Below are 26,831 nucleotides of genomic sequence, written 5' to 3' on the forward strand. Positions count from 1 at the left end.
GCTTAGACGTCCGGGCTGGCCCGGTCTTCCCCCGAGCGTTGGGCGGGGTGCGGCCGGCTTCGTTAGGTTAGGGCTGTGGCGACCCGCATCGTGATCCTCGGTGGCGGCCCGGCCGGTTACGAAGCCGCGCTGGTGGCCGCCGCTTTACCTGCTAGGCACCTCGATCCTCCCCACGTCACCGTCATCGACTCCGAGGGCATCGGCGGGGCCGCCGTCCTGGACGACTGCGTGCCGTCCAAGACGTTCATCGCGTCGACCTGGCTGCGCACCGAGCTGCGCCGGGCGCCGCGGCTGGGGTTCGAGATCGACATCGACGACGCCAAGCTCTCGCTGCGACAGATCCACGCCCGCGTCAAGCAGCTCGCCACCGACCAGTCGGCCGACATCACCGACCAGCTCCTCAGCGTGGGTGTGCACGTGGTCGCCGGCCGCGGTGAGCTCGTCGACCCCACGCCCGGGCTGGCCCGCCACAACATCAAGGCGACCGCCGAGGACGGCAGCACCAGCGAGTACGAGGCCGACGTGGTGCTGATCGCCACCGGCGCCAGCCCGCGGGTGTTGCCGTCGGCCCAGCCCGACGGCGAGCGCATCCTGACCTGGCGCCAGCTCTACGACCTGGAGGCGTTGCCCGAGCACCTGATCGTGGTCGGGTCGGGTGTCACCGGCGCGGAGTTCGTGCACGCCTACACCGAATTGGGTGTGCCGGTGACGGTCGTCGCCAGCCGCGACCGGGTGCTGCCGTACGAGGACGCCGACGCCGCCCGGGTGCTGGAGGCGGCGTTCTCCGAGCGCGGCGTGAAGCTGGTGAAGAACGCCCGCGCCGCGTCGGTCACCCGCACCGGGGACGGCGTGCTGGTCACCCTGACCGACGGGCGCACCGTGGAGGGCAGCCACGCCTTGATGACGATCGGTTCGGTGCCCAACACCGATGGCCTGGGCCTGGAGCGGGTCGGCATCGAGCTGGACCGCGGCGGCTACCTGACCGTGGACCGGGTGTCGCGAACCTCGGTGCCCGGGATCTACGCCGCCGGTGACTGCACCGGCCTGCTGCCGCTGGCCTCGGTCGCCGCCATGCAGGGCCGCATCGCGATGTATCACGCGCTGGGTGAGGGCGTCAGCCCGATCCGGTTGCGCACGGTGGCGGCGACGGTATTCACCCGCCCCGAGATCGCCGCCGTCGGCGTGCCGCAGACGATGATCGACGACGGTTCGGTGTCGGCGCGCACGATCATGCTTCCGCTGCGCACCAATGCGCGCGCGAAGATGTCCGGGCTGCGGCAGGGTTTCGTGAAGGTGTTCTGCCGCAAGTCCACCGGCGTGGTCATCGGCGGGGTGGTGGTGGCGCCCATCGCCTCCGAGCTGATCCTGCCGATCGCCGTGGCCGTGCAGAACCGCATCACCGTCAACGAGCTGGCACAGACGCTCGCGGTGTACCCGTCGCTGTCCGGCTCGATCACCGAGGCCGCCCGGCGCCTGATGGCGCACGACGACCTCGACTAGCGGTGATCGCCAGCGCGGCGCAGCCGGGCGCAGCGGGTCGCCGCCGTCGACAGCGGCTAGCCTTGGGTGCAGCACGTCCCTACTGACGAGTAACCGAGGGAGTTTCTTCAGTGAGGAGCCCAGGTCGTGGCTGATCCGATCCACGCGTCCACCCAGCGAAGCTCGCCGGTGTCCGTGCTGGGTCCGGAGCACCGCCGGGCGGCCTGGGAACGGCTGGGCGCCGAGCAGTTCGACGTGGTGGTGATCGGCGGCGGCGTGGTGGGCTCGGGCTGCGCGCTGGACGCCGCGACCCGCGGGCTCAAGGTGGCGCTGGTGGAGGCCCGCGATTTCGCCTCGGGCACCTCGAGCCGCTCGTCGAAGATGTTCCACGGCGGCCTGCGCTACCTCGAGCAACTGGAGTTCGGCCTGGTGCGCGAGGCGCTCTACGAGCGCGAGCTGTCGCTGACCACGCTGGCCCCGCACCTGGTCAAGCCGATGCCGTTCCTGTTCCCGCTGACCAACCGGGTGTGGGAGCGCCCCTACATCGCGGCCGGCATCTTTCTCTACGACCGGCTGGGCGGCGCGAAATCCGTTCCTGCGCAAAAGCATTTGACCCGCGCGGGCGCGTTGCGGTTGAGCCCGGGACTCAAGCGCAGCTCGCTGATCGGCGGAATCCGCTACTACGACACGGTTGTCGATGACGCCCGGCACACCATGACCGTCGCGCGCACCGCCGCGCACTACGGCGCGGTGGTGCGGACCTCCAGCCAGGTCGTCGCCCTGCTGCGCGAGGGCGATCGGGTGACCGGGGTGCGGGTCCGCGACTCCGAGGACGGCGCGGTCACCGAGGTCCGCGGCCACGTCGTGGTCAACGCGACCGGGGTGTGGACCGACGAGATCCAAGCATTGTCCAAGCAGCGAGGGAGATTTCAGGTGCGCGCCTCCAAGGGTGTGCACGTCGTGGTGCCGCGCGACCGCATCGTCAGCGACGTCGCGATCATCCTGCGCACCGAGAAGTCGGTGATGTTCGTCATCCCGTGGGGGAGCCACTGGATCATCGGAACCACCGACACCGACTGGGATCTCGACCTGGCGCACCCCGCGGCCACCAAGGCCGACATCGACTACATCCTGGAAACGGTCAACACGGTGCTGGCCATCCCGCTGACCCACGCCGACATCGACGGGGTGTACGCGGGGCTACGACCGCTGCTGGCGGGGGAGAGCGAGGAAACCTCGAAGCTGTCCCGCGAGCACGCCGTGGCGGTGCCCGCGCCGGGCCTGGTGGCCATCGCCGGCGGCAAGTACACCACCTACCGGGTGATGGCCGCGGACGCGATTGATGCTGCGGCCCAATTCATTCCGGCCCGGGTGGCGCCGTCGATCACCGAGAAGGTCAGCCTGCTGGGGGCCGACGGCTACTTCGCGCTGATCAACCAGGCCGAGCACGTCGCCGAGCTGCAGGGGCTGCATCCCTACCGGGTGCGCCACCTGCTGGACCGTTACGGGTCGCTGATCGGTGAGGTGCTGGCGGTGGCGGACGGAAGCCCGGACCTGCTCAACCCGATCAAGGAGGCGCCGGGCTACCTGCGGGTCGAGGCGCTGTATGCCGTGACCGCCGAGGGGGCCCTGCATCTGGAGGACATCCTGGCCCGCCGGATGCGCGTCTCCATCGAATACTCGCACCGCGGTGTCGACTGCGCCCGCGAGGTCGCGAATGTGGTTGCGCCCGTGCTGGGTTGGTCCGCGGCCGACATCGACCGCGAGGTCGCCAACTACACCGCCCGGGTGGAGGCCGAGGTGCTGTCCCAGGCCCAGCCCGACGACGTTTCGGCAGACGAGTTGCGGGCCAGCGCCCCCGAGGCGCGTGCCGAGATCCTCGAGCCGGTCCCGCTCAATTGAGGCCCGCCCCGCTTCCCGTGCGCGACGGGCTCGGCCCGGCGCGGGTGCGGCTGCACGGCGGGCCGGTGCTGGCCGAGCTGACCGCCCGGTTCGGTGCGCGGGCCCGCGCCAAGGTGCTGGCCGGGGAAGTGGTGGGCGCCGACGGCTCGGTGATCGATGCCGCCACCGTGCTGCCCGCCGGGGCGAGCGTCTACCTCTATCGCGAGCTGCCCGACGAGGTGCCGGTGCCGTTCGAGATCCCGGTGCTCCATCACGACGACGACCTCGTGGTCGTCGACAAGCCGCCCTTCGTGGCCACCATGCCGCGGGGACGCCACGTCGCGCAGACCGCGCTGGTGCGGCTGCGCCGCGAGCTCGGGTTGCCCGAGCTGAGCCCGGCGCACCGGCTGGACCGGCTGACCGCCGGGGTGCTGGTGTTCACCGCGCGCCGCGAGGTGCGCGGCGCATTCCAGACGCTGTTCGCGCGGGGATTGGTGCGCAAGACGTACCTGGCCCGGGCCGCCGTCGACCCGGCGCTGCGGTTGCCGCGCGTGGTGCACAGCCGCATCGCCAAGCGCCGGGGTCAGCTGCAGGCCGTCTGCGAGTCGGGTGCACCCAACGCCGAGACACTGGTGGAGCTGGTGTCCGCGGACGGCCTCTACCGTCTGACCCCCCGCACCGGACGCACCCACCAGCTGCGCGTGCACATGGCCTCGCTGGGGATACCCATCGAGGGGGACCCGTTGTACCCCAACGTGATTGACGTCGCTGCCGATGACTTCAGCACGCCGCTGCGATTGCTGGCGCAGCGCATCGAGTTCACCGACCCGCGCGGCGGGGAGCGTCGCACGTTCGTCAGCCGCCGAGCCGGACCGTGAGGGCCTGGTTGCCCCTGAGCCCGGACGTCAGCACCGCCGAGGACAGCGGGCGCGAGGTCGGCGCCGGGGTCGTCGCCGCCACCGCGGTTCCCTACCGCGAGGAGCTCTACCGCTGCGTCACCAAGACCGACCGCACCCTGCGCTGATCCGTGAGCAAAACACCCGCCTACGCGGTAGCGTCGTGTCTGCTGGTTTGGTCGTCGGGAGGCAACCATAAAGCGCGGCATCGTTTCGGGATCGGCGGCGGCCCTGTTGATGGCCGCCGGGCTCATCGCGGGGGCGCCACCGGCCGGCGCCGGCTGCCAGTACGGGGGAGGCGTTCTCAGCAAGTGCGACGGGCCCGTCCAGCCCGACGGCACCTGGCAGCGCTGCGTGGCCGTCACCCGCCTGATTCCCAACGGCGCCAGTTCCTACCTGGTGCCCGACAACCACTGCGACGTGATGGGTCCCGACCAGCGCCCCACGGATTTCGCGTTCGCCGACCCGCCGACGCACATCGACTGACCCGGGCCACCCGCGGCATGGACCAGCCGGGATCGGGTAGCCCGCGCCTATGGACATCACCGTCACGTTCGTCGGCAACGCCACCACGCTGATCTCCGTCGGCGGGCTGACGCTGCTGACCGACCCGAACTTCCTGCACCGCGGGCAACGCGCCTACCTCGGCCACGGGCTGGTGTCCAAGCGCCTGAAGGAGCCGGCGTTGAGCATCGACGACCTTCCGCCCGTCGACGCGATCGTGCTCTCCCACCTGCACGGCGACCACTGGGATCGTGTGTCGCAGCGGGGTCTCGACCACGGCCTGCCCGTCGTCACGACGCCGCACGCGGCCAAACGCCTGCACCGCCGCGGCTTCGCGCAGGCGCGCGGCCTGCACACCTGGCAGCAGCACACGATCACCAAGGGCGACACCGCGCTGACGCTGACGTCGCTGCCCGGGCGCCACGCACCGGGCTGGAGCCAACGCCTGCTGCCGCCGGTGATGGGCACCATGCTCGAGGTCGGCGGCGCCGACGGCTCGCCACGGCGCCGGCTCTACATCTCCGGGGACACGCTGCTGATCGAGGAGCTGAAAGAGATTCCGGCGCGTTTCGACCCGATCGACGTGGGCATGTTGCACCTCGGCGGCACCCGGCTGCCGGCCGGCCCGCGGCTTCCGTTCGGGCTGACCGTAACCATGGACGGCCATCAGGGGGCCGAACTCGTCGCGATGCTCAGCCCGTTGAAGGCCGTCCCGGTGCACTTCGACGACTACGCGGTGTTTGCGTCGCCGCTGGCCGACTTCACCCGGGAGATGCAGCGTCGCGGCCTGGGCGACCGGATCGTCACGGTGAACCGGGGGGCGTCGGTCACCGTGTGATAGCGGGCCCCACTTCCGGTGAGCGGTGGGGGCATAGCCCCTGGTCAACTAAATGGGAGGAGGGTTCGTTGCTGGGGGTATAGGGTGTCCTAGCGGCCCGCGGTCGAACTGGGAGGTAACCGAGCGCAGGTGGCAGGCACCGATGTAGAAGAGTTTGGGGCTTTTTCGCGGCCTGGTTAACGGAAATTTGCTGAGGCGTTCTCAGCGTGGGCATTGTGAGACGTGATGGATCTACTAGCACCCCCCGAGGTCACCTCGACGCTCATCCACACCGGGCCCGGAGCGGGCTCGCTGATCGAGGCCGCCGGCGCCTGGCAGCGCCTGGCCGTCGAGCTGGAGAATTCGGTCTCCACCTATGCCTCCACGCTGTCCTCGCTCATCGAATCCTGGGACGGCCCGTCCGCGATGGCGATGCTGCAGTCCGTCCAGCCGTACCTGTTGTGGCTGCGCGAGACCGCGCAGCAGTCCGCGCAGATGGCCACCTCGGCGGAGGCCGCGGCCACCGCGTTCAGCGCCACCCGGTCCACCGTGGTTCATCCTTCGATCGTCACGGCCAACCGCACCCGCCTGCGGCAGTTGCTGGCCACCAACCGGTTCGGCACCAACACCGCCGCGATCGCCGAGGCCGAAAACGAATACCAGACCATGTGGGCGAACAACGCCGCGGCGATGACCCGCTATCAGGCGACGACGTCGCAGGCGACGGGGCAGCTGTCCCGGTTCACCTCGCCGCTTCCCGACACCACTCCCGACGGAACGGCCAACCAACAGGCCGCGGTGATGAACGCCAACCTCTTGGACTCCGGCTCGGGTGGGTCGAACGTGGGAGACGCTCTCAACGGTCTTGGCAGCTTCGATCCCAACAGCGGCTGGTTCGGCTGGCTCAGCACCTGGGGAAACCAGGAGATCTCGTCCGGCTTCCCCGTCAACATGCTCGGCGTCTGGGCGCAGTTGGCGACCGCCCAAGGAGTGGCGTCCGTCGGTGGCGACATCGGCTCGGGCCTGTCCGAGGGCCTCGGACTGAGCTCGGCCACGCTGGCCAACGCGATCAAGGGCATCGGCGCGGGGGCCTCGGCGCCGACCGGCGCGTTGGGCGTCGGCGTCTCGCTGGGCAAGCTGACCGCGCCGCCGGCCGTGGTGGGCCTGCTGCCGGGCACGCCGACCGGGGTGCAACTCGCGTCCGCGGCCTCCCCGCTGCCCGCCGCCGAAACGGGCTTTCCCATGATGCCGATGATGGTGCCGCCGCCGACCGCCTCGGCGGGCACCGGCTGGCGAAAACGTAAACAGCAAAAGTACGAGGACGTTGCCGTGGGCCGCGAGGTCAAAGGCAAAGTGATGCCTCGAAATCCGTCGGCCGGATGACATTGACGTTGGCGTCGCGCCACCGCGAGCGCCGCTCACATCCACCAGGCCGGCCCAATCGGTCAAAGGCGACCAGTACCAGCGCCCACGCGCGGCGTTCGCCCCACCCCCTTCTTCCCCAAGGTAAAGGTTCATGGATTTTGGGATACTGCCGCCCGAGATCATCTCGGCGCTGATCCACTCCGGACCCGGCGCTTGGTCACTTATCGAAGCCGCCGGCTTCTGGCACGAATTGAGCGCCGAGCTCGAGCAATCGGCCAGCAGCTACACCGCGGAGCTGTCGTGGCTGTCCACGACGTGGCACGGTCCGTCGTCGACGGCGATGACCCAGGCGCTGGAGCCCTATCTCGCCTGGTTGCGGCTCACCGCGCAGCAGTGCCAGCAGACCGCCGCGTCGGTGGAAGTCGTTGCCGCGGCGTTCGAATGGACCCACTGGACGGTGGTTCACCCATCGCTGGTCACCGCCAACCGGGCGCGCCTGGCGATGCTGCTGGCCACCAACTTCTTCGGGGTCAACTACCCGGCCATCGCCGAAACCGAGGCCGAGTACCACGCGATGTGGGTGAACAACGCGGCCGCCATGTATCGCTACGCCGCGACCTCGGCGGGCGCCGTCAAACTGCCCCAGTTCTCACCGCCGCCCCAGGTGGCGAACCCGTCGGGGGCAACGACACAGGCCGCCGTGATGCAGGCGACGACCACGAGCAATTCCGGGGCGCAAATCCTGGCCGCCGACTCGATCAGCCAAGGGTCAACCGCCGCAGACGCTTTCGACCCCAACGAGGGCTGGTTCGGGTATTGGAGCACCTGGGGAAACCAATTCATCGCGAGCGGGGTACCCGTCAACATCCTCGGTGTGTGGGCGCAATTGGCCACCGCCCACGCGTTTCAGTCGTTGGGCGAGGATATCGCTCCGGGGCTGGCGGACGGAGCCGCGGCGTTGGCGTCGGCGGAGACGCGACTCGTCAGCGCGATCGGCGCCGCGGGATCGTCCCTGGCGCCGCGGGCGACGCTGGGTGTGGGAATAGCGTTGGGCCACCTGACGATGCCGCCCGCGACGGTGGGGATGCTGGCGCCGTCGCAGGCGCCGGTGCAGCTCGCCTCGGCGGCCTCCCCGCTTCCCCCGGGCGGCGCGCAACCACCCATGCTCCCGATGGCACCGGTGCGCCCGGGCCGGGGTGCGAGCGGCGGGCGCCGGCGCAAGGGCCGCGACTACGACGACATCGAGTACGGCGCGGAGCTTCCGGGCACCGTGATGCACCGTCCGCCGTCGGCCGGCTGAGAAGATCGCGTGGTGCAGACCGCTCCGCAGATCCAGGGCCGCGTGTGGCGCGCCGGCAAGGCGCAGGACGACTTCGAGTTCGACCAAATCTCGACCTACCTCACCGAGCGCGACACCCTCGTGTGGGCCGACCTGTGCAATCCCGACCACGACACCCTGAGCGGCCTGGCCGGCGAACTCGGCCTCAACCGCTGGGCGGTCGAAGACGCCGTGGCGGCGGCCGAACGGGTGAAATCCACCGGCTACGAAACCCACACCTTCTTCACCGTTTACGCCGCCGAGATTGACTGCGGCGCAACGAATGTCGTCGACGCCCGCGTTCGCACGCTGTCAATGCACCGGATTTCGGCGTTCGTGCTGCCGCAGGGGTTGATCACCGTGCGCCTGACGCCCGACTTCGACATGGCGCAGGTGTCTCGGCGATGGCAGGAGATCGGCGGTCAGGCCTACGGTGTCGGCGCCCTGGTGCACGGCCTGCTCGACGTGGTGGTCGACAGCCATTTCGCCGCCGTCGAGGCCCTCGACGACGGCATCGAGGCCATCGAGGACGAACTGTTCGACGGCACCTCGCGCAGGGGCGACTTTCAGCGCCGCACCTTCGGGCTTCGCCGAGACCTGGTGAACCTGCGGCGCGTGGCGCTACCGATGCGCGAGGTGGTCAATTCGATTCAGCACCACCGCATTTCGGATGGCACCGACCGGCAGCTCGACCCGCTGTACGCCGACCTCTACGACCACGTGTTGCGGGTGTCCGAATGGACGGAGTCGTTGCGCGACATGATCACCACGATCTTCGAGACCAACCTGTCGCTGCAGGACGCCCGGCTGAATACCGTCATGAAGAAGCTGACGGGGTGGGCGGCCATCATCGCCGTGCCGACGGCGATCACCGGGTTCTACGGGCAGAACGTTCCCTACCCGGGCTTCGGTACGGCGGCCGGATTCGCCGCCAGCACCAGCGTGATCGCCGTTCTGATGGTGGTGCTGTACGTGATGTTCAAACGTCGCGACTGGCTCTAGGCCCGCGAGGCGGTCACTGCGCGACGGGTGGTGAGGCGGAAAGACCGTGCTGGATGCCCGTGCTGATTTTGTCCCGCTGGGCGGGGCTGCCTGGCGGATCTGACTCCTTGCAGGCGCAGCTGAGATGACTGAAGGGATTAGGGTCGGTGCTGGCCGATGCTGCGGTCCAGCCGGAAGCGCCAAGAACGATGGCAACACCCGCAACACCGACCAAAAGTTTCGGAATCATTTTGGCCTTGTGCTCGTCACATTAGTTTCGGATGTTCCAACTTTAGCCGCGAATTGGTCACCAGACTGTCAACCGGCTGTAAATTTCAGGACCCGGATGCCGCCGCCGCGTACTTGGGGCAGTACGCCTTGATGCTGACGCCGACGAAGTAACCGGCGTGATAGCTGTCCAGCGAACTACTGGACAGCACGTTGTTGGCGACCTGTTCCGGCGTTTGGCCCGAATCGAGTTCGTGGCACACCGTGTGACCGGAGTTGACCACCGCCTCGGGAGACTCGAAGTTGATCCCCTTGGCTTTCAGCGCGGCGAGGAACGCGTCATCGGCGGAGGTGGCATGCGCGCTCGCCGGTGTCGCCATGGCGCCGAGTAGCCCGGCTACCGGCACGGCGCCGATCGCCAAGAGCGACCGCGCCCGGCCGGGCTTGCGGATCTGGGTGCTCGTCATTTGTGATACTCCCGTGGAACAGAAGAGCCGTAGCTTGCTGAAGGCGGGGCCAGTTCGAATGCTCGCACGCCGCGGCGTTACCCGAGGGGGTAACACGCATAATGCGGTCCGTGCCACATCAATGTTTGCTCCGTCTTCGGCGCCGCGTAACCGGCGTCTGTCCGTCGCCGCGCCGCCGGCGCCCTGACAACATGCCGAACGCGCGATGGTTGTGGCTCGCTGTGGTGGCGATATGTGTGGTCGGATGCGGGGTCCGGCACGTGTCGGCGGCAAGCGCTCGCGACGTTTCCGGGACGTTCCGATCCGGCGGCATGGACCGAACCTACATGTTGCACGTGCCGGCGGGCGACCCCATCGGTCTGGTGCTCAGTTTGCACGGGGGCGGCGGAACCGGGATCGCCCAGCGCGCGCTGACGGGATTCGACTCCGTTGCTGACGCCCACGACCTGTTGGTCGTCTACCCCGACGGGTACGACAAGAGCTGGGCCGACGGCCGCGGCGCGTCGCCCGCGGATCGCCGCCACATCGACGACGTGGCCTTCCTGGTCGGGTTGGTGGGCAAGCTGCAAAACGACTACAACATCGCGCCCGGACACGTTTTCGTCACCGGGATGTCCAACGGGGGCTTCATGTCCAACCGGCTGGCCTGCGATCGCGCCGACGTCTTCGCCGCGGCGGCGCCGGTCGCCGGAACGTTGGGCGTGGGCGTGGCGTGCAACCCGTCTCGGCCGGTGTCGGTGTGGGAAGCCCACGGCACCGCCGACCCGCTGGTGCCCTTCAAGGGCGGCGCGGTCCGGGGCCGCGGCGGGCTCAGCCATTCCATCTCGGCCGACGCCATGGTGGCGAAGTGGCGTGCGGCGGACGGGTGCACGGGCGACCCGTCGATGGAGGTGCTGCCCGACGTCCGGGATGGCACGGTCGTCCGCCGGTTCGTCTCCGCGTCGTGCTCGGCGTCCACCGAGGTGGTCTTCTACAAGGTCGACAAGGGCGGGCACACCTGGCCGGGCGGCAAGCAATACCTGCCCGCGGCCGTCATCGGACCCACCACGCACGCGCTGGACGGGTCGGAAGCCATCGCCCAGTTTTTCCTCGCGCACGCACGGGACTAGCGCTGACACGACGGGCACCAGTAGGCCACCCGCTCTTTGGTGTCGTCGACCTTGATTTGCGTCGCGCAGCGACGGCAGCGCTGCCCGGCGCGCCCGTAGACCCAGAGCTGGCGCCCGCTGCGGGTGTCGCCGGTGGTGCAGCGATTCCAACGAAAACGATTGAGCCACAGCATTTCTCGTGCGCGAGAGACCAGTCGGCGTGGATCCGCGATGGCGCTGACGGGCGCGGTGGGCAGATGCCCGCTGACAAAACACAGTTCGTTGCAATAGACATTGCCGATCCCGGCCAGCACCCGCTGATCCAGCAGCGTCTCGGCGATCGCCCGCCGCGGATCGGCCGTCAGGTTCGCCGCGGCCCGCGCGGCGTCCCAATCCTCGCCCAGCAGATCGGGTCCCAGGTGCGCGACGGCCTCGCCGTCCCGGTCGCGATCCAGGATCTCCAGCACGCCCAGGTCGACGCCGACGGCCCGGACGGTGCCGGTCTCCAAGACAATGCGCGCCCGGTGGTCGACCCGCACCGGGCGGGCGCCGACCCGCCAGCTGCCCTCCATCTTCAGATGCGAGTGGATGCTGGCCCGCCCCACCCGGATGAACAGATGCTTCCCGCGGCTGACAACCTCGTCGACCACCTCGCCGGTGAGGTCGACGGTGGCGAACCGCGGCACCCGGACGTCGCAACGGGTCAGGGTGCCCCCGACCAGGTGCTCGCGCAGCACGGCGGCGGTGTGCCAGACGGTGTCGCCTTCGGGCATCTCAGCGCAGTCGCATCCCGCGTGGCGTCGTGTGGAATCCGGCTTCGGCGAGCGCGCTCAGGGGGCCGGACCCGTCCGCGCGGGGCGCCAGGGCCGGCACCCCGTCGATGCGCTCCACCAGCATCCCCGCCACGCGGCGGGAGGCCACCAGATCGGCCAGGGCCGCCGCCGCCGCCTGGTGGGCCGCGGGATCGTCGGTGAAGGTCAGCAGCGAGCGCCCGCCGCGCTCCAAGAACCAGGCCAGCCCGCCGTCGACCAGCACGACGAGCGCGCCGGCCTTGCGGCCCGGGCGCGCGCCCTCGCCGCCGGCGGCGGGCCAGGGCAGCGCCGCGCCGTACGGGTTGGCCGGGTCCGCCGCGGCCAGCACGATCGCCCGGTACTCGGGCCGTTCCGGGTCGACGCCGTCGCTGAAGGTGCGCAGCCGGTCGACGGTCGACGCGACGGCGAACTGCGCCCCGCCCAGCGACTCGATGAAGTAGCCGCGCTGGCACCGCCCCGCGTCCTCGAAGGCGCTGAGCACCTTATAGAGGGTGGCGAACCCGCCGGAGACGCCCTCGGAGGACACCGCGCCCCTGGTCAGTACGCCGTGGCGGCCCAGCAACAGTTCGGCTTGGTAGTGGGCGCGCAGGGTGGAGTCCGGCTCGGGGGCGGGCAGGATCGACCATCGGCCGGCCACGGTCGGGTCGGCGGGCCGGGCCTGCACGTGCGCGACGCTGTAGCGGCTCAGCCGTGGGGGGCGATGCGACCGGTGCGCCGGCTGGGAGCGTTTGCGGGTTCCGGTGCCGCCGAGGATCGCGCGGACCGGGGCGAACGTGTCGCCGGTGATCCAGCCGGCCCAGATCAGTTCCCACAGTGCGGCTTTGAGCTCGGCGTCGGCGAACCCGCTTTGCGCGAGTTGACGGAAGAAGTAGGCGCCGCCCCCGGCCAGCATGTCCAGGATGGCGCGGTGGGCGTCGCCCAGGTCGATATCGGCGGGCCCGGCGAGCGTCAACGGCGCTGATTCGCTGGTATGCAACGCGATCCAGCCGTCGCTACTCGAAATCGTCCCGGCGCCCGACCAGGTGACCTCGCCGGTGGCGAGCAGTTCGTCGAGCAGCGCGGGGGAGTAGTCGCGGACCCGGGGGGCCAGCACCAGCGGCTCGATGGCCGACGCCGGCATTCGCACACCCGCCAGCTGATCGATCACCGACACCAGCCCGTCCAGGCCGGAATGGCCTGGGGTGCGCGCGGATTCGGCTGCGCCCACGTGATGCCAGGCGGGCAAAAACCGCCCGTAAGCGGCGGTGCTGACCGGCTCGACCTGGGCCCGCAGCGCCGCCAGCGATCGCCGCCGCAGGATGCGCAGCACGTCGGCGTCACACCACTGCTCGCCCCCGGCCACGGGCGCGCCGGGCATTTCGGCCGCGGCGACGAAGTCGCCGCGCACCAGCCGGCCGTCAGCGGCAAGCCGGCCCAGGACATCGGCCGTCACCCGCAGCCCCAGCCCGAAACGCGCGGCGGCCTCGGCCGTGGTGAACGGGGTGTGGGTGCGCGCGTAGCGGCCCAGCAACTCGCCCAGCGGGTCGGCCACCTCCTCGGTGAAGGCGGCCGGCACGCCCAGCGGAACCGGGATGCCGATGCCGTCGCGCAGCCGCCCGATGTCCTCGATGGCCACCCACCAGCTGCGCTGCGCGAACGACACCGTCAGCGCGCGCCGCGCGGCGCGCAAGCCCTCCAGCCAGCCGGCAACGCTTTTGCCGTCGGCGACGTCACTGCGGGCGGCGACCTCTTCCGCGGTCAGCGGGCCCAGCAGCCGCAGCAGGTCCGCGACGCCTTCGGCGTCGCGGGCGGCCCGCTCGGCCGAAAGGTGCTGCAGCTGACGGCCGGTGGCGGCGATGACGTCGGGATCGAGCAGGTCGCGCAGCTCCACCCGGCCCAGCAGCTCGGCCAGCAGCGTGCTGTCCAGCGACAGCGCCGCGGCCCGGCGCTCGGCCAGGGGGCTGTCGCCCTCGTACATGAACGCGCCGACGTAGCCGAACAACAGCGACGCGGCGAACGGGGACGGGCTGGCCGTTTCGGCTTCCAGGACCCGCACCCTGCGCTGGGCGATGCCGGTCATCAGCGCCACCAGGGCGGGGACGTCGTAGACGTCCTGCAGGCATTCGCGGATGGTCTCCAGCACCACGGGGAAGTCGGGGTATTTGCGGGCCACCTCTAACAACTGGGCGGCGCGCTGGCGCTGCTGCCACAGCGGCGAGCGGCGGCCGGGGTGGCGGCGCGGCAACAGCAGGGCGCGGGCCGCGCACTCGCGGAACCGCGACGCGAACAGCGCCGAGCCGCCCACCTCGTCGGTGACGATCGGATCGATCTCGTCGGCGTCGAATACGAAAAGGTCAGCGCCGGGCGGAGTTTCACCCGTGTCCGATGCGAAATCGGACACCGTGTCGGGCAACCGCACCACGACACCGTCGTCGGACGCGGTGGGCTTCTCGTCGATGCCGTAGCGTTCCCGCAGCCGCCGTCCCACCGCCAGCGCCAGCGGTCCGTTCACCGGCAGCCCGTACGGCGAGTGCAGGATCACCCGCCAGTCACCGAGCTCGTCACGGAACCGCTCGACGAGCAGGGTGGTGTCGGTGGGCACCACTCCTGCGGCGGTCCGCTGCTCGTCGAGCAGGCGTACCAGGTTGTCGGTGGCGTAGGCGTCGAAACCCAGCCCGGCACAACGGGTCTCGAATTCCTCCCGGGAGAGGCCGGCCAGCTCCCCGGTGAACGCGCCGAGTGCGGCGCCCAGCTCGGCCGGGCGGCCCACCCCGTCACCGCGCCAGAACGGCAACCGGGCCGGTTGCCCGGGCGCCGGGATAACCAGGACCCGGTCGTGGGTGATCTCGGTGATCCGCCAGCTGGTGGCGCCCAGCGAGATCACGTCCCCGGGCCGCGACTCGTAGACCATTTCCTCTTCGAGTTCACCGACGCGCGAAGGCTTTTCGGCTTCAGAGGCCAAATACACCGTGAACAGCCCGCGGTCGGGGATGGCCCCGCCGGAGGTCACGGCCAGCCGCTGCGCGCCGGGGCGCGCGGTCAAGGTGCCGGTGTCGCGGTCGTAGACCAACCGCGGCCGCAGCTCGGCAAAATCGGTGGAGGGGTACTTGCCGCTCAACAGGTCCAGGGTGGCCTCGTACACGCTGCGCGGCAGCGTCGCGAACGGGGCGGCCCGGCGCACCGTGTCGAACCACTTGTCGGCGTCGAGCGGCTCGAGCGCGGCCGCGGCCACGGTCTGCTGCGCCAGGATGTCGAGTGGATTGGCGGGCACCCGCATCGTTTCGATCTGGCCGGTCAGCATGCGCTGCACGCTGACCGCGCAGCCGATCAGGTCGGTGCGGTGCTTGGGGAACAGCACGCCCTGCGACACCTCGCCGACCTGATGCCCGGCCCGCCCGATGCGTTGCAGCCCGCTGGCCACCGACGGCGGCGCCTCCACCTGGATCACCAGATCGACCGCGCCCATGTCGATGCCGAGCTCGAGGCTGGAGGTGGCCACCACCGCCTTGAGCAGCCCGCGCTTGAGGTCCTCTTCGACCAGGGCGCGTTGCTCCTTGCTGACCGACCCGTGGTGGGCGCGCGCCAGTATCGCGTCGGCGCCGTAGGTCTGACCCGAGCCCATGATGTGCGCCGGCGCGCCCCCGGCCACCTTGGGGTTGGCGTCCGTGGACAGTTCCACGCCGCTGCGCTCGGCGTGAATCTCGTTGAGGCGGGCGGTAAGTCGTTCGGCCAGCCGCCGCGAATTGGCGAACACGATGGTCGAGTTGTGCGCCTCGATCAGATCGACCAGCCGGTTTTCCACGTCGGGCCAGATCGTGTTGTTCGCCAAATTGGCCATGTCGGGCACCGGCACGGCCACGGTGAGCTCCACGGTCTTGGCCGACGGCGGCGCAACGATGGTCGTCGGCGCAGCACCGGACAGAAACCGGGCGAGTTCCTCGGGCGGACGCACCGTCGCCGACAACCCGATCCGCTGGGCGGGCTTGCCCTCCCGCAGCGCCTGTGACAAGTCCTGGAGGCGCTCCAGCGACACCGCCAGGTGCGCGCCGCGCTTGCCGGCGGCGATGGCGTGGATCTCGTCGACGATCACCGTCTGCACCCCGGCCAGCGTTTCGCGTGCCGCGGAGGTGAGCATCAAAAACAGCGACTCCGGGGTCGTGATCAGCACGTCGGGGGGCCGGTTGATGAGCTGGCGGCGGGTGGCGGGCGGGGTGTCGCCGGAGCGCACGCCGACGCTGATGTCCGGCGGCGGCAGGCCCCGGCGTTCGGCGATGCGGGTGAGCCCGGCCAGCGGGGTGCGCAGGTTGCGCTCGACGTCGACGGCCAGCGCCTTGAGCGGGGACACGTAGAGCACCTGGGTGCCCCGCGGGCGGTCGGCCGAGCCGGCGAGGCTGTCCAGCGCCCAGAGGAACGCCGCCAGCGTCTTGCCGGAGCCGGTGGGGGCGATCACCAAGGTGTTGTGGCCGTCGGCGATGGCGTTCCACGCCTGCGCCTGGGCGGTGGTCGGGGCGTCGAAGGTGCCGGTGAACCACTCGCGGGTGACGGCACTGAACCGGCCCAGGGGGTCGGAGGGGCCGGGTGGCCCGGAATCAGTGCGAGTGCTCACCCACCCATGGTGCCAACGGGGACCGACATGATGCGCTCAGAGCCGCGAGGTGGACATCGCCTCGCCGAGCTCCTCGGGGATCTCGGGCACGCGTGCGATCGCGTCCAGCAGCGCGTGCGCGCACGCGTCGGCGAGCTTGTCGGCGTCGGTGGTGGGGTCGATGATCCGTTGCCGGCAGATCTCGAAGGTCAGCGCCAGCCAGCCGTTCAGGATCACCCGCAGGTGCCGCTCGACGTCGGGTTCCATGCTGGCTGCGGGCAGCTCGGCGATGAGCCGGTTGATCCGGGACATGATGTGTTCCATCTGGCGGTTCTTGGCGTCGTCCTCGACGCCCAGCAGAACCGGGTCGGACCGGCCCAGCCCGACGTAGGCCGCCCACGCCGCCTCCGGGTTCTGCTCGTGGTAGGCCATGTAGGCCAGCACGCCGACCCGGATCTCCTCGTACATGGTCAGACCGGTGACGTCGTCCATGTTGGTGTTCTCGTAGAGGCGGTCGGCCTCGTCCTTGACCACCGCTGCGAAAAACGCTCGCTTGTCGGGGAAGTAGTGGTACATCAGGGCCCGCGACACCCCGGCGCGTTCCGCGATCTCATCGATGCGGACCTCGTCGTAAGGTCGCTTCCCAAAAACCTCTGCCCCTAAAGCGAGCAGCTCAGCGCGCCGATCCTCGGGGGATAGACGCCTTCGGGCTGTCGGCATGTGTCAGATAGTACTCATACGACATGAGACGACGGCCACAATGGATTCATCGGCCTCATCCGAACTGCACCCCCTGGGCCAGCGGCAACGCACCGGAATAATTGACGGTATTGGTACTTTGGCGCATGTAGGCCTTCCACGAGTCCGTGCCGGATTCCCGCCCGCCGCCGGTCTCCTTCTCACCGCCGAACGCGCCGCCGATCTCCGCCCCGGACGTGCCGATGTTGACATTGGCGATTCCGCAGTCGGATTCGGCCAGGAACCGTTCGGCCTCGCGCAGGTCCGTGGTGAAGATGGACGACGAAAGTCCCTGTGGCACGGCGTTGTTGAGCGCTATCGCGTCGTCCAGCTCGTCGTAGGTCAGCACGTAGAGGATCGGCGCGAACGTCTCGCTGGCCACGATCGCGGTCTGGGCGGGCATGCGCACCACGGCCGGCGCGACGTAGTAGGCGCTCGGCTGTTCGCGACCCGGCGGGTGCCGGCGGTCGCCGTCGATGACCTCGCCGCCGTCGGCGCGCGCGCATTCCAGCGCCCCGACCATGTCGCGGTAGGCGGTCTCGTGGATCAGCGGACCGACGAGCGTCCCCGATGCGGACGGATCGCCGATGGGCAGTTGCCGCAGGGCGGACACGACCCGGTCCACCACCTCGTCGGCCACCGATTCGTGGACGATGAGCCGGCGCAGGCTGGTGCAGCGTTGACCGGCGGTTCCGGCGGCGGCGAACACCACGGCCCGCACCGCGAGGTCCAGGTCGGCCGACGGCGTCACGATTGCGGCGTTGTTGCCCCCCAATTCCAGCAGCACCCGCCCGAACCGCGCGGCGACGCGGGGGCCGACCTCTCGGCCCATCCGGACCGAACCGGTCGCGGACACCAGCGCGATCCGGGGGTCGTCCACCAGCAGCCCGCCGAGGTCGCGCTCGCCCAGCACCAGGGAGCTCACCGCGGGCGGGGCACCGACATCGGCCGAGGCCCGGGCGATCAGCGCCTGGGTGGCCAGCGCCGTCAGCGGCGTCAGCTCCGACGGCTTCCACACCACGGGGTCCCCGCACACCAGGGCCAGGGCGGCGTTCCATGCCCACACGGCGACCGGGAAGTTGAACGCCGTGATCACCCCCACCACGCCGAGCGGGTGCCAGGTCTCCAGCAACCGGTGCCCCGGGCGTTCCGACGCGATGGTGCGGCCGTAGAGCTGGCGCGACAGACCGACGGCGAACTGGCAGACGTCGATCATCTCCTGCACCTCGCCGGCCGCCTCGGAGCTGATCTTGCCTACCTCGACGCTCACCAGGGTGGCCAGCTCGTCCTTGTACTCGGTCAGCAACTCGCCCAGCCGCGCCACCAGCGCGCCGCGGACGGGCGCGGGCGTGGTTCGCCACACCGAAAACGCTTGCGCCGCTTCGGCGATCACCCGCTCGGCGCGCTCGGGCGTGGTGGGCTCGACGGTGAACAGCACCTCGCCGGTGATCGGTGTCCCGGCGGGCAACCCACGGGCGTCCGGCTCGCCGAGGCTCGCGGTGACGCCGATCGCGTCGAAGGCGCCCAGCACCCGGGCGCGTAACTGCTCGGTGGTCATGCGCAGGCCTCCTCGTAGAGGGCATAGGGGTCAGCGATGTCGCGGCCGATCGCCCCGGCCAGCCATTGCGCGTCGTAGCCGGATTCATCTGGCACGTCCGCGGTTTGGCCGTCGAAGTCCAGGTTCGACCGGAAGATGCCCGCGGCCGACGCGGGCAGGAAGTCCTCGTAGACGATCGGCGCCGACGGGTCACCGCCGCGGTAGTAGCCGAGCCCCTCGGCGGCCATCTGCTCGTCGGTGGGCGGAAAGTGATCCGCCCACACCGCGGCCGGGTCGGCAGCGCGCATCGCCGCGTCGTATCGCGCGCGGCCCTTCGGCGTCAGCGCGACACCGCGGGCCTCCACCTCGCCGAAGCGCACCCGCAGCGCCCCCTCGCTGATGCGGCCGTCCGCGCCGCGGAACCGCCGGCGTTCGGCCAGGGCGCGAAAAGAGGTCTGGCGCAACAACACCGCCGGCCCGCCGGTGCCCGGCGGCCCCTGGATGGCATCGATCATCGCGATGCCGCGCCGAGTCATCCGGCGGTACAGCTCGTCGATGTCGAGGACACGCGGCGTCAGGTGGTTGATGTGGGTGGAGCCGACGCCGGCGATGTCGGCGGCGACCGCGGACACCCGGGACAACTGGTCGTACCAGGATTTGTCGATGGGCTCGTTGGACAAGGCGAACGCCGCCACCGCCGCCGCGACGAATTCGCGCGCCCGGTCGCCGGCGCAGCCGCCCTCGGCGGTGACGGCGCGCGCACAGGCGAGCAATGCGGGATCGAACAGCCGGCGCTGCGCCAGGAAGGTGTCGACGCGGCGGCGCAGATCACGGTCGAAGAAGCGCGCATCGCGGGTTGCCAGCATCGAGGTGAACACCCGGAAAGGGTTGAGCGACAGCTCGTTTGCATCGACAGGACGGAAGGCGGTCGACACCACGGGGACGGGGGAGGCCGCGCAGCGCAGGTCGTAGTAGCCGACCGCCACCATGCCGAACGCGGCGAAAAGGTCGGCGACCGCGGCCAGTTCGGCCGGGTTGCCGACGCGGATGGCGCCGTGCCGCTCGGCCGTGACCCGCCGCAGCGAGCCGAATCGTTCGGCATCGGTGTGGCGGCCCACGAAATCGGCGTTGACCATCTCGCTCACCGCGACCAGGGTGCCGTAGGCGGGCACCTCGGCGGCGTACATCGCCGAGAGGCCCTCCGCGAACAGCGCCCGAAGCTGCCACGTCCGCAGCCATTTCGCGGGGCTCACGGCGCGCCGTTCCTGCGATAGTCTCCGGCCATGAGTGAGACGCTCGACGATGTCGACCGGATCCTGGTGCGGCAGCTGGTTGCCGACGGACGCGCGACGCTGGCGGAGCTGGCGGCGAGCGCGGGGCTGTCGGTCTCGGCGGTCCAGTCGCGGGTGCGCAGGCTCGAGGCCCGCGGCGTCATCGCCGGATACGCGGCGCGCATCGACCCGGAGTCCGTGGGGCACCTGCTGTCGGCGTTCGTGGCCATCACTCCTCTGGATCCCTCTCAACCCGATGATGCGCCCGCTCGCCTCGAGCACATCGAGGAGATCGAATCGTGTCACTCGGTCGCCGGCGAAGAAAGCTACGTCCTGCTCGTGCGCGTCGCCTCCGCCCGAGCGCTCGAGGACCTGTTGCAGCGGATCCGGACGGCCGCGAACGTCAAGACCCGCAGTACCATCATTTTGAATACTTTTTACACAGATCGGCAGCATATTCCATAAATTATCCTGGCATAGTTCGATAATAGTGTAAAAATTAGGCACTTCACCCGTAGCATGGGCGTCATGACGGCCGCCCTGGAACGTTTCGCCCGCGCCGGCCGGCGCGCGGATCCCGGCCGCGATCCCGCCCGCGTCCATCAGGTGCTGGCGCGCAGCATGCTGGTCGACGGCTTCGACTTCGTGCTCGATCTGGACCGCTCCGAAGGCTCCTACCTCTATGACGCCCGGGACGGCCGGCGCTACCTCGACATGTTCTCGTTCTTTGCCTCCTCGGCGCTGGGCATGAACCACCCGGCGCTGGCCGGCGACGACGAATTCCGGGCGGAGCTCGTCGCGGCCGCGCTGAACAAGCCCAGCAATTCCGACGTGTACTCGGTGGCGATGGCCCGGTTCGTCGAGACGTTCGCCCGCGTCCTGGGTGACCCGGCCTTGCCGCATCTGTTCTTCGTCGACGGCGGGGCGCTCGCGGTGGAGAACGCGCTCAAGGTGGCGTTCGACTGGAAGAGCCGGTTCAACGAGGCGCGCGGCGTCGACCCCGCACTGGGCTCCCGGGTGCTGCACCTGCGCGGCGCCTTCCACGGCCGCAGCGGCTACACGCTGTCGCTGACCAACACCAACCCGGTCACCGTGGACCGCTTCCCCACGTTCGACTGGCCGCGCATCGACGCCCCCTACCTTCGCCCGGGGATCGACGTGGCCGCGCTCGAGGCCGCGTCGCTGACCCAGGCCCGCGCGGCCTTCGACGCCCACCCGCACGACATCGCCTGCTTCGTGGCCGAACCCATCCAGGGGGAGGGCGGGGACCGTCACTTCCGGCCCGAGTTCTTCGCCGCCATGCGCGAACTGTGCGACCGGCACGACGCCCTGCTGATCTTCGACGAGGTGCAGACCGGCTGCGGCCTGACCGGAACCGCATGGGCCTACCGGCAATTCGGCGTGCAACCCGACGTGGTCGCGTTCGGCAAGAAGACCCAGGTGTGCGGCATCATGGCGGGCCGACGCGTCGACGAGGTTCCCGACAACGTGTTCGCGGTGCCGTCCCGGCTGAACTCGACATGGGGCGGCAACCTGGCCGATATGGTGCGCGCCCGCCGGATCCTGGAGGTGATCGAGGCCGACGATCTGTTCGGGCACGCCGCCACGCAGGGCGCCCACCTGCTGGGCTGCCTCGAGCAACTCGGTGTCGAGTTCCCCGGCGTCGTCCTCGATCCCCGCGGCCGCGGGCTGATGTGTGCGTTCAGCCTGCCCACCGCCGCCGACCGCGACGAGCTGATCCGGCTGCTGTGGCAGCGCGCGGTGATCGCGCTGCCCTCGGGTCGCGACGGCGTCCGGTTCCGCCCGGCGCTGACCGTCACGCGGGCCGACATCGACGCGGCGATGCGGGCCATTCGCGACGCCCTGACCGCCCTGCCCTGACCTGAGGCCGAGCCCGTTTGCCCCGGTTTGTCAGAGGGTATTTCTTAGAGCCGCCGGGCAGGCTTGTAACCAAACCGGCGCGGCGAGCGATGAACATAGGCGGGGCCAGGGGCGGGGCACGTCAGGAGCCGAATCTGGGCCTGAATCTGGGGAGGTGAGGACCATGCAGAAAGCAGGCGAGCGACCGGGCGGTGACCGCCTAGGGCAGGAAGACCGCGAGGTGCTCGCCGCCGTCAGGTTCGCCGCCGCGGCCACGGCAGCTGCCGTCGGTTTCCTGCTGATCGCCGCGGTGTGGGTGAGCACGTGTCCGACCGGGGGCGTCGACACGGTGGCCTGCGGCCCGCCGCAGCGCACCCTGCTGGCGTTCGGCGGCCCGATGATCGCGCTGGCCGCCGGGATCTGGGCTTTCGTGCGCACCTACCGCGTGTGGAAGGCCCGCGGGACCTGGTGGGGATGGCAGGGCGCGGGCTGGTTTTTGCTGACCGTCATGGCGCTGATGGTCGCCATGGGTGTCGCCCCGATCGCCGGTCCGGTACTGGCCCTTTAGGTTTGCTTTCCCGCGATCTAACGTTGATGGTGCGGTGAGGAGCAGCCAATGGGAGACACCTATCACGACCCCGTCGACCATCTCAGGACCACGCGGCCGCTCGCCGGCGAGTCGCTGATCGACGTCCTGCACTGGCCGGGGTACCTGTTAGTGGTCGCAGGGGTGATCGGCACCTGCGGAAGCCTTGCGGCCTTCGCGACCGGACACCACCACGAGGGCATGACCGCGGGCGTCACCGCCGTCATCGCCGCGGTGTTGGGTCTGATCTGGTTGGGGTTGGAGCACCGCCGGATACGCCGGCTCGCGGATCGCTGGTACTCCGAACATCCCGAGGTGCTACGGCAGCGGCCCGCCAGCTAGGAGACCGTCCAGCGCCAAGCGCCGAACCGCCGTTTCCCACGGGTGACCTGCTATGACGCCACCCGTTGTGAGATTTTGCGGGAAACCCGAATCCGAGGTTACGGGCGGCGCCGAGTGGGTATCAGGAGGGCACCATGATGAGTGCCGGAACGGTTGCGTCTGCTCGGATTAAGACGTCGTCACCCCATCATGGGGGACAGAATCACGAACACACCGACATAAATGCCTACCGCGACCACGAGCAAAACGATCAGCGTGACCCCGGCGATTACCGCGACGCGCCTGTACCGGCGCGTCCGATCCGTATCGGTCGTCTCAGGCCCGTCCATAGCGGGCCGAATACCCGGCGGCGATCATGACTAACCGGCTCGAACGCACGGTCCACGGCGGGCTGCGGAGCAGTAGTAGTGTCAGTCAAACCATGCCGGGAGACCATATGAACGATGCTGGATTGCACGCTAACAAGCGTCCGCGCGGCCATCGCGCCGTCGAACTTCACGTCGCAGCGCGGCTGGAGAACCTCGCGATGCTGCGCACCCTGGTCGGCGCGATCGGCACCTTCGAGGACCTGGATTTCGACGCGGTGGCGGACCTGCGGCTCGCGGTCGATGAGGTGTGCACCCGGTTGATTCGCTCGGCCACTCCCGACGCCACGCTGAGCGTCGTGGTCGATCCGCAGGACGACCAATTGGTGGTGGAGGCCTCCGCGGCGTGCGACACCCACGATGTGGTGGCGCCCGGCAGCTTCAGTTGGCATGTGCTGACGTCGTTGGCCGACGACGTCCAGACTTTTCACGATGGTCGCGAACCCAATGAAACCGGCAGTGTTTTCGGCATCACGCTGACGGCGCGACGGGCGGCCTCCAGCAGGTGACACCGCGAGCTGCCGGCGGTTCGGTCTCGCGCCCGAACGAATACGCCGATGTTCCGGACATGTTCCGGGAGTTGGCCTCCGTCGCGCCCGACTCCATGGAAGTTCAGCGCCAACGGGACAAGATCGTCGAACGCTGCCTTCCGCTGGCCGACCACATCGCGCGCCGCTTCGAGGGCCGCGGCGAACCACGCGACGACCTCGTCCAGGTGGCGCGCGTCGGGTTGGTCAACGCGGTGGTGCGGTTCGACGTCGACGCGGGTTCCGACTTCGTCTCGTTCGCGGTGCCCACGATCATGGGCGAGGTCCGCCGCCACTTCCGCGACAACAGCTGGTCGGTCAAGGTGCCGCGGCGCCTCAAGGAACTGCACCTGAGGCTCGGCACCGCGACCGCTGATTTGTCCCAACGGCTGGGCCGCGCGCCCACCGCGACCGAACTCGCCGCGGAACTCGAGATGGACCGCGAAGAGGTCGTCGAGGGCCTGGTCGCCGGCAGCTCCTACAACACCTTGTCGATCGACAGCGGCGGCGGGGGCGAAGAGGAGGAAGCTCGGGCGATCGCCGACACCCTCGGCGACGTGGACACCGGCCTGGACCGCATCGAGGACCAGGAATCGCTGCGCCCGTTGCTCGAGGCGTTACCCGAGCGGGAGCGAACGGTGCTGGTGCTGCGGTTCTTCGAGTCGATGACGCAAACACAGATCGCCGAGCGGGTCGGCATCTCACAGATGCACGTGTCACGCCTGCTGGCGAAATCGCTAACGCGGCTGCGGGACCAGTTGCAGTAGCGGCCGGCGGTTTTCGTCGTCGTCGACCCGTAGCGGCTCGAGCAGCGGCTCGGCCTTTTGCGTCGTCACCGGCAGCGTGCCGTCCGGGTCGCAGACGCGCAGCAACCTGGCCACCGCCGGGCTCGGGGCCATGGCCCACGACACCTGGGCGGCCGAGCACACCACGTTGATCCGGTGCAGCGCCGAAAAGCCGGCGGTGCCAACAAATTTCAGGCCGCGCAAATCGAGGATGACCCGCCGGGAGCGGTTGACGCTCTGTTGGACGTACGCGGCGAGCTGATCCGCGTTGGCCGCGTCGAGCTCGCCGTCGACCGTGATCAGGGTGCCCACCGGGCCCCACCGGGCGGTGAACTGCGCTGTGCGGCTTTGTTGCCACGATTGGGCCACAGACATTGCTGACTCCATCCTGTTGAGCAGGATTCCTGCTACGGAATCGTCAGGAATACGTCAGCCGATGTTAAAAAGTTCGATGGAGCAGGGAGTTTCGCCTGTCCCCACGCCAACGACGTATCCCGGGCGGCTGTGAACTCAACCTTGCTCGCCACCCTACTCGCGGTAGCCAGGGGCGACAACGCTCCCTGTGAAGTCTCTCAGGGACGGCTACTTGATCTCGGCCAGCACCGTGCCCTGCGTGACGGCGGCGCCCGGCTCGACCGCGAGACCGGTGATGACCCCGTCCTTGTGCGCGGTGACCGGGTTCTCCATCTTCATCGCCTCGAGGACCACCACCAGGTCGCCGGTCGCAACCTCCTGGCCTTCCTCGACCGCGACCTTGACCACGGTGCCCTGCATGGGCGCGGTGACCGAGTCGCCGGAGGCGGCCGCACCGGCGTGCGCCCCCCGCTTGCGTGCCTTGGGCTTCTTGCGGATCACGCCGGCCTCGCCGCCGCCCCCGCCGCCCGACAGCGCCAGATCTCCGGGCAGCGACACCTCGAGCCGGCGGCCACCGACCTCCACGACCACCTTTTGGCGGGGCCGGGCGTCGGCGTCGTCGTCCAGGGGCTCGCCGCCGGTGAACGGTTCGATGGTGTTGTCCCACTCGGTCTCGATCCAGCGCGTGTGGACCGAGAAGCTCTCGCCGTCACCGATGAACGCGGGGTCGGAGACCACCGCGCGGTGGAACGGGATGACCGTGGCAAGGCCCTCGACGTGGAACTCGTCCAGGGCGCGACGGGAGCGGGCCAGCGCCTCCTCGCGGGTGGCGCCGTACACGATCAGCTTGGACAGCATGGAGTCGAACTGCCCGCCGATCACCGAACCGGCCTCGACGCCGGAATCCAGTCGGACACCGGGCCCGGTGGGAATGTCGTAGCGGGTGACGGGGCCGGGTGCGGGCAGGAAGCCTCGCCCGGCGTCCTCGCCGTTGATCCGGAACTCGATGGCGTGCCCGCGCGGGGTGGGGTCTTCGGTGAGGTCCAGCTTCTCGCCGTTGGCGATCTTGAACTGCTGCAGGACCAGGTCGATGCCCGCGGTCTCCTCGGTGACCGGGTGCTCGACCTGCAGGCGGGTGTTGACCTCCAGGAAGGAGATCAGGCCGTCCTGGCCGACCAGGTATTCGACCGTTCCGGCGCCGTAGTAGTGGGCCTCCTTGCAGATCCGCTTGGCCGACTCGTGGATCTCCTTGCGCTGCGCGTCGCTCAGGAACGGCGCAGGCGCCTCTTCCACGAGCTTCTGGAACCGGCGCTGCAGCGAGCAGTCGCGGGTGCCGGCGACGATGACGTTGCCGTGCTGGTCGGCGATCACCTGCGCCTCGACGTGGCGCGGCTTGTCCAGGTAGCGCTCGACGAAGCACTCGCCGCGGCCGAACGCCGCGACGGCCTCACGGGTGGCCGACTCGAACAGCTCGGGGATCTCTTCGATGGTGCGGGCCACCTTCATGCCGCGACCACCGCCGCCGAACGCCGCCTTGATCGCGATCGGCACGCCGTACTCCTCGGCGAAGGCCACCACCTCGTCGGCGTCCTTGACCGGGTCGGGGGTGCCGGGCACCAGCGGGGCCTGGGCGCGCGCGGCGATGTGGCGGGCGGTGACCTTGTCACCGAGGTCGCGGATGGACTGCGGGCTGGGGCCGATCCAGATCAGGCCCGCGTCGAGGACCGCCTGGGCGAAATCGGCGTTCTCCGAGAGGAATCCGTAGCCGGGGTGGACGGCGTTGGCGCCGGACTTGGCGGCCGCGTCGAGGAGCTTGCCGAAGTCCAGGTAGGACTCCGCGGACGTCTGACCGCCCAATGCGAACGCCTCGTCGGCCAGGCGCACGTGGGGCGCGTCGGCGTCGGGTTCGGCATACACCGCCACGCTGGACAGGCCCGCATCGCGGGCCGCGCGGATCACCCTGACAGCGATCTCGCCGCGGTTGGCGACGAGCACTTTGGAGATCCTCGAGCTGGCGTGACTGGCCACTGCGCCTCCTGTATGGCATCGGTCGCAGACGTATTTCT

The 26,831-nt window shown here is 69.8% G+C and carries 24 protein-coding genes; 16 read left to right on the forward strand and 8 right to left on the reverse strand.

The window, feature by feature from the left end; all coding sequences use genetic code 11:
• Positions 1-75 precede the first annotated feature (75 nt).
• The 9 genes from ACZ50Z_RS00005 to ACZ50Z_RS00045 all read left to right on the forward strand — a co-directional run bounded on the left by ACZ50Z_RS00005 (position 76) and on the right by ACZ50Z_RS00045 (position 9,262).
• Positions 76-1,500 carry an NAD(P)H-quinone dehydrogenase gene (locus tag ACZ50Z_RS00005; protein WP_464481698.1) on the forward strand — a complete coding sequence of 475 codons (1,425 nt, stop codon included), beginning with the start codon at positions 76-78 and terminating at the stop codon, positions 1,498-1,500.
• 126 nt (positions 1,501-1,626) lie between these two features.
• On the forward strand, positions 1,627-3,381 hold the full coding sequence (locus tag ACZ50Z_RS00010; RefSeq protein WP_464481699.1) for a glycerol-3-phosphate dehydrogenase/oxidase: 1,755 nt from the start codon (positions 1,627-1,629) through the stop codon (positions 3,379-3,381).
• Positions 3,378-4,238: a pseudouridine synthase gene (locus ACZ50Z_RS00015; RefSeq protein WP_464481700.1), complete on the forward strand. Its 861-nt coding sequence runs from the start codon at positions 3,378-3,380 to the stop codon at positions 4,236-4,238. Before ACZ50Z_RS00010 ends, ACZ50Z_RS00015 begins: the two co-directional genes overlap by 4 nt.
• Complete coding sequence (locus ACZ50Z_RS00020; protein WP_464481701.1) at positions 4,235-4,384, forward strand: hypothetical protein; 150 nt, start codon at positions 4,235-4,237, stop codon at positions 4,382-4,384. Before ACZ50Z_RS00015 ends, ACZ50Z_RS00020 begins: the two co-directional genes overlap by 4 nt.
• A 67-nt stretch (positions 4,385-4,451) precedes the next feature.
• A complete protein-coding gene (locus tag ACZ50Z_RS00025) occupies positions 4,452-4,742 on the forward strand; it encodes a CDGP domain-containing protein (RefSeq protein WP_464486015.1) in 291 nt (96 codons plus the stop codon).
• A gap of 49 nt (positions 4,743-4,791) precedes the next feature.
• Positions 4,792-5,598 (forward strand): MBL fold metallo-hydrolase, encoded by an 807-nt coding sequence (locus tag ACZ50Z_RS00030; protein ID WP_464481702.1) that lies wholly within the window; start codon positions 4,792-4,794, stop codon positions 5,596-5,598.
• Between the two features lie 225 nt (positions 5,599-5,823).
• Positions 5,824-6,960 (forward strand): PPE family protein, encoded by a 1,137-nt coding sequence (locus ACZ50Z_RS00035; RefSeq protein WP_464481703.1) that lies wholly within the window; start codon positions 5,824-5,826, stop codon positions 6,958-6,960.
• A 133-nt stretch (positions 6,961-7,093) separates the two neighbouring features.
• On the forward strand, positions 7,094-8,242 hold the full coding sequence (locus tag ACZ50Z_RS00040; protein WP_464481704.1) for a PPE family protein: 1,149 nt from the start codon (positions 7,094-7,096) through the stop codon (positions 8,240-8,242).
• 12 nt (positions 8,243-8,254) lie between these two features.
• Complete coding sequence (locus tag ACZ50Z_RS00045) at positions 8,255-9,262, forward strand: magnesium transporter CorA family protein (protein ID WP_464486016.1); 1,008 nt, start codon at positions 8,255-8,257, stop codon at positions 9,260-9,262.
• A 314-nt stretch (positions 9,263-9,576) separates the two neighbouring features.
• Here the strand turns inward: ACZ50Z_RS00045 and ACZ50Z_RS00050 are convergent, their stop codons facing one another.
• Positions 9,577-9,936, reverse strand: coding sequence for a DUF732 domain-containing protein (locus tag ACZ50Z_RS00050; RefSeq protein ID WP_464481705.1), 360 nt, complete (start codon positions 9,934-9,936; stop codon positions 9,577-9,579).
• A 191-nt stretch (positions 9,937-10,127) separates the two neighbouring features.
• Between ACZ50Z_RS00050 and ACZ50Z_RS00055 the strand changes: the two genes are divergently transcribed.
• Positions 10,128-11,045, forward strand: coding sequence for an extracellular catalytic domain type 1 short-chain-length polyhydroxyalkanoate depolymerase (locus ACZ50Z_RS00055; protein ID WP_464481706.1), 918 nt, complete (start codon positions 10,128-10,130; stop codon positions 11,043-11,045).
• Here the strand turns inward: ACZ50Z_RS00055 and nei2 are convergent.
• Genes nei2 through hglS form a run of 5 tightly spaced genes read right to left on the reverse strand, consistent with a single transcriptional unit; the run spans position 11,042 to position 19,928 of the window.
• On the reverse strand, positions 11,042-11,797 hold the full coding sequence (gene nei2, locus ACZ50Z_RS00060) for an endonuclease VIII Nei2 (protein WP_464481707.1): 756 nt from the start codon (positions 11,795-11,797) through the stop codon (positions 11,042-11,044). The two genes, ACZ50Z_RS00055 and nei2, sit on opposite strands and share 4 nt — an antisense overlap.
• A 1-nt stretch (position 11,798) precedes the next feature.
• Complete coding sequence (locus ACZ50Z_RS00065; protein ID WP_464481708.1) at positions 11,799-16,421, reverse strand: ATP-dependent helicase; 4,623 nt, start codon at positions 16,419-16,421, stop codon at positions 11,799-11,801.
• A 36-nt stretch (positions 16,422-16,457) separates the two neighbouring features.
• Entirely contained in the window at positions 16,458-17,120 is a 663-nt protein-coding gene (locus tag ACZ50Z_RS00070) for a TetR/AcrR family transcriptional regulator (RefSeq protein WP_464481709.1), read from the reverse strand.
• Positions 17,121-17,175: 55 nt separating this feature from the next.
• A complete protein-coding gene (gene amaB / locus ACZ50Z_RS00075) occupies positions 17,176-18,696 on the reverse strand; it encodes an L-piperidine-6-carboxylate dehydrogenase (protein ID WP_464481710.1) in 1,521 nt (506 codons plus the stop codon).
• Positions 18,693-19,928, reverse strand: a complete 1,236-nt coding sequence (gene hglS / locus ACZ50Z_RS00080) for a 2-oxoadipate dioxygenase/decarboxylase (RefSeq protein ID WP_464481711.1) — start codon at positions 19,926-19,928, stop codon at positions 18,693-18,695. Before hglS ends, amaB begins: the two co-directional genes overlap by 4 nt.
• Positions 19,929-19,958: 30 nt before the next feature.
• On the opposite strand from hglS, the gene ACZ50Z_RS00085 reads away from it, so the two are divergent.
• The 6 genes from ACZ50Z_RS00085 (at position 19,959) to ACZ50Z_RS00110 (ending at position 24,393) form a co-directional block, all read left to right on the forward strand.
• On the forward strand, positions 19,959-20,411 hold the full coding sequence (locus ACZ50Z_RS00085) for an Lrp/AsnC family transcriptional regulator (protein ID WP_464481712.1): 453 nt from the start codon (positions 19,959-19,961) through the stop codon (positions 20,409-20,411).
• Positions 20,412-20,474: 63 nt separating this feature from the next.
• Positions 20,475-21,827: an L-lysine 6-transaminase gene (lat, locus tag ACZ50Z_RS00090; protein ID WP_464481713.1), complete on the forward strand. Its 1,353-nt coding sequence runs from the start codon at positions 20,475-20,477 to the stop codon at positions 21,825-21,827.
• A 163-nt stretch (positions 21,828-21,990) separates the two neighbouring features.
• Positions 21,991-22,374, forward strand: coding sequence for a hypothetical protein (locus tag ACZ50Z_RS00095; RefSeq protein WP_464481714.1), 384 nt, complete (start codon positions 21,991-21,993; stop codon positions 22,372-22,374).
• A 48-nt stretch (positions 22,375-22,422) separates the two neighbouring features.
• Positions 22,423-22,734, forward strand: a complete 312-nt coding sequence (gene usfY, locus ACZ50Z_RS00100; protein ID WP_201358427.1) for a protein UsfY — start codon at positions 22,423-22,425, stop codon at positions 22,732-22,734.
• 436 nt (positions 22,735-23,170) lie between these two features.
• The gene (locus ACZ50Z_RS00105; RefSeq protein ID WP_067166079.1) at positions 23,171-23,608 is read left to right on the forward strand and encodes an ATP-binding protein; all 438 of its coding nucleotides are present in this window, start codon (positions 23,171-23,173) and stop codon (positions 23,606-23,608) included.
• Positions 23,605-24,393, forward strand: a complete 789-nt coding sequence (locus ACZ50Z_RS00110) for an RNA polymerase sigma factor SigF (protein WP_067166076.1) — start codon at positions 23,605-23,607, stop codon at positions 24,391-24,393. The genes ACZ50Z_RS00105 and ACZ50Z_RS00110 overlap by 4 nt, the downstream gene beginning before the upstream one ends.
• Here the strand turns inward: ACZ50Z_RS00110 and ACZ50Z_RS00115 are convergent.
• Together ACZ50Z_RS00115 and ACZ50Z_RS00120 are read right to left on the reverse strand one after the other, a co-directional pair.
• A complete protein-coding gene (locus tag ACZ50Z_RS00115) occupies positions 24,364-24,798 on the reverse strand; it encodes an STAS domain-containing protein (RefSeq protein ID WP_464481715.1) in 435 nt (144 codons plus the stop codon). The two genes, ACZ50Z_RS00110 and ACZ50Z_RS00115, sit on opposite strands and share 30 nt — an antisense overlap.
• Before the next feature lie 195 nt (positions 24,799-24,993).
• Positions 24,994-26,793 (reverse strand): acetyl/propionyl/methylcrotonyl-CoA carboxylase subunit alpha, encoded by a 1,800-nt coding sequence (locus ACZ50Z_RS00120; RefSeq protein WP_464481716.1) that lies wholly within the window; start codon positions 26,791-26,793, stop codon positions 24,994-24,996.
• Positions 26,794-26,831: the final 38 nt, after the last annotated feature.

The sequence above is a fragment of the Mycobacterium sp. NTMscope_MAC_269 genome, from assembly GCF_976985695.1.

Excerpts from the sequence above, each read along its gene's own strand:
- ACZ50Z_RS00030 (WP_464481702.1), top strand. The coding sequence starts at position 4,792 with ATGGACATCACCGTCACGTTCGTCGGCAACGCCACCACGCTGATCTCC.
- ACZ50Z_RS00035 (WP_464481703.1), top strand. The coding sequence starts at position 5,824 with ATGGATCTACTAGCACCCCCCGAGGTCACCTCGACGCTCATCCACACC.
- ACZ50Z_RS00040 (WP_464481704.1), top strand. The coding sequence starts at position 7,094 with ATGGATTTTGGGATACTGCCGCCCGAGATCATCTCGGCGCTGATCCAC.
- ACZ50Z_RS00050 (WP_464481705.1), bottom strand. The coding sequence starts at position 9,936 with ATGACGAGCACCCAGATCCGCAAGCCCGGCCGGGCGCGGTCGCTCTTG.
- ACZ50Z_RS00055 (WP_464481706.1), top strand. The coding sequence starts at position 10,128 with ATGCCGAACGCGCGATGGTTGTGGCTCGCTGTGGTGGCGATATGTGTG.
- nei2 (WP_464481707.1), bottom strand. The coding sequence starts at position 11,797 with ATGCCCGAAGGCGACACCGTCTGGCACACCGCCGCCGTGCTGCGCGAG.
- ACZ50Z_RS00070 (WP_464481709.1), bottom strand. The coding sequence starts at position 17,120 with ATGCCGACAGCCCGAAGGCGTCTATCCCCCGAGGATCGGCGCGCTGAG.
- amaB (WP_464481710.1), bottom strand. The coding sequence starts at position 18,696 with ATGACCACCGAGCAGTTACGCGCCCGGGTGCTGGGCGCCTTCGACGCG.
- ACZ50Z_RS00085 (WP_464481712.1), top strand. The coding sequence starts at position 19,959 with ATGAGTGAGACGCTCGACGATGTCGACCGGATCCTGGTGCGGCAGCTG.
- lat (WP_464481713.1), top strand. The coding sequence starts at position 20,475 with ATGACGGCCGCCCTGGAACGTTTCGCCCGCGCCGGCCGGCGCGCGGAT.
- ACZ50Z_RS00095 (WP_464481714.1), top strand. The coding sequence starts at position 21,991 with ATGCAGAAAGCAGGCGAGCGACCGGGCGGTGACCGCCTAGGGCAGGAA.
- usfY (WP_201358427.1), top strand. The coding sequence starts at position 22,423 with ATGGGAGACACCTATCACGACCCCGTCGACCATCTCAGGACCACGCGG.
- ACZ50Z_RS00105 (WP_067166079.1), top strand. The coding sequence starts at position 23,171 with ATGAACGATGCTGGATTGCACGCTAACAAGCGTCCGCGCGGCCATCGC.
- ACZ50Z_RS00115 (WP_464481715.1), bottom strand. The coding sequence starts at position 24,798 with ATGGAGTCAGCAATGTCTGTGGCCCAATCGTGGCAACAAAGCCGCACA.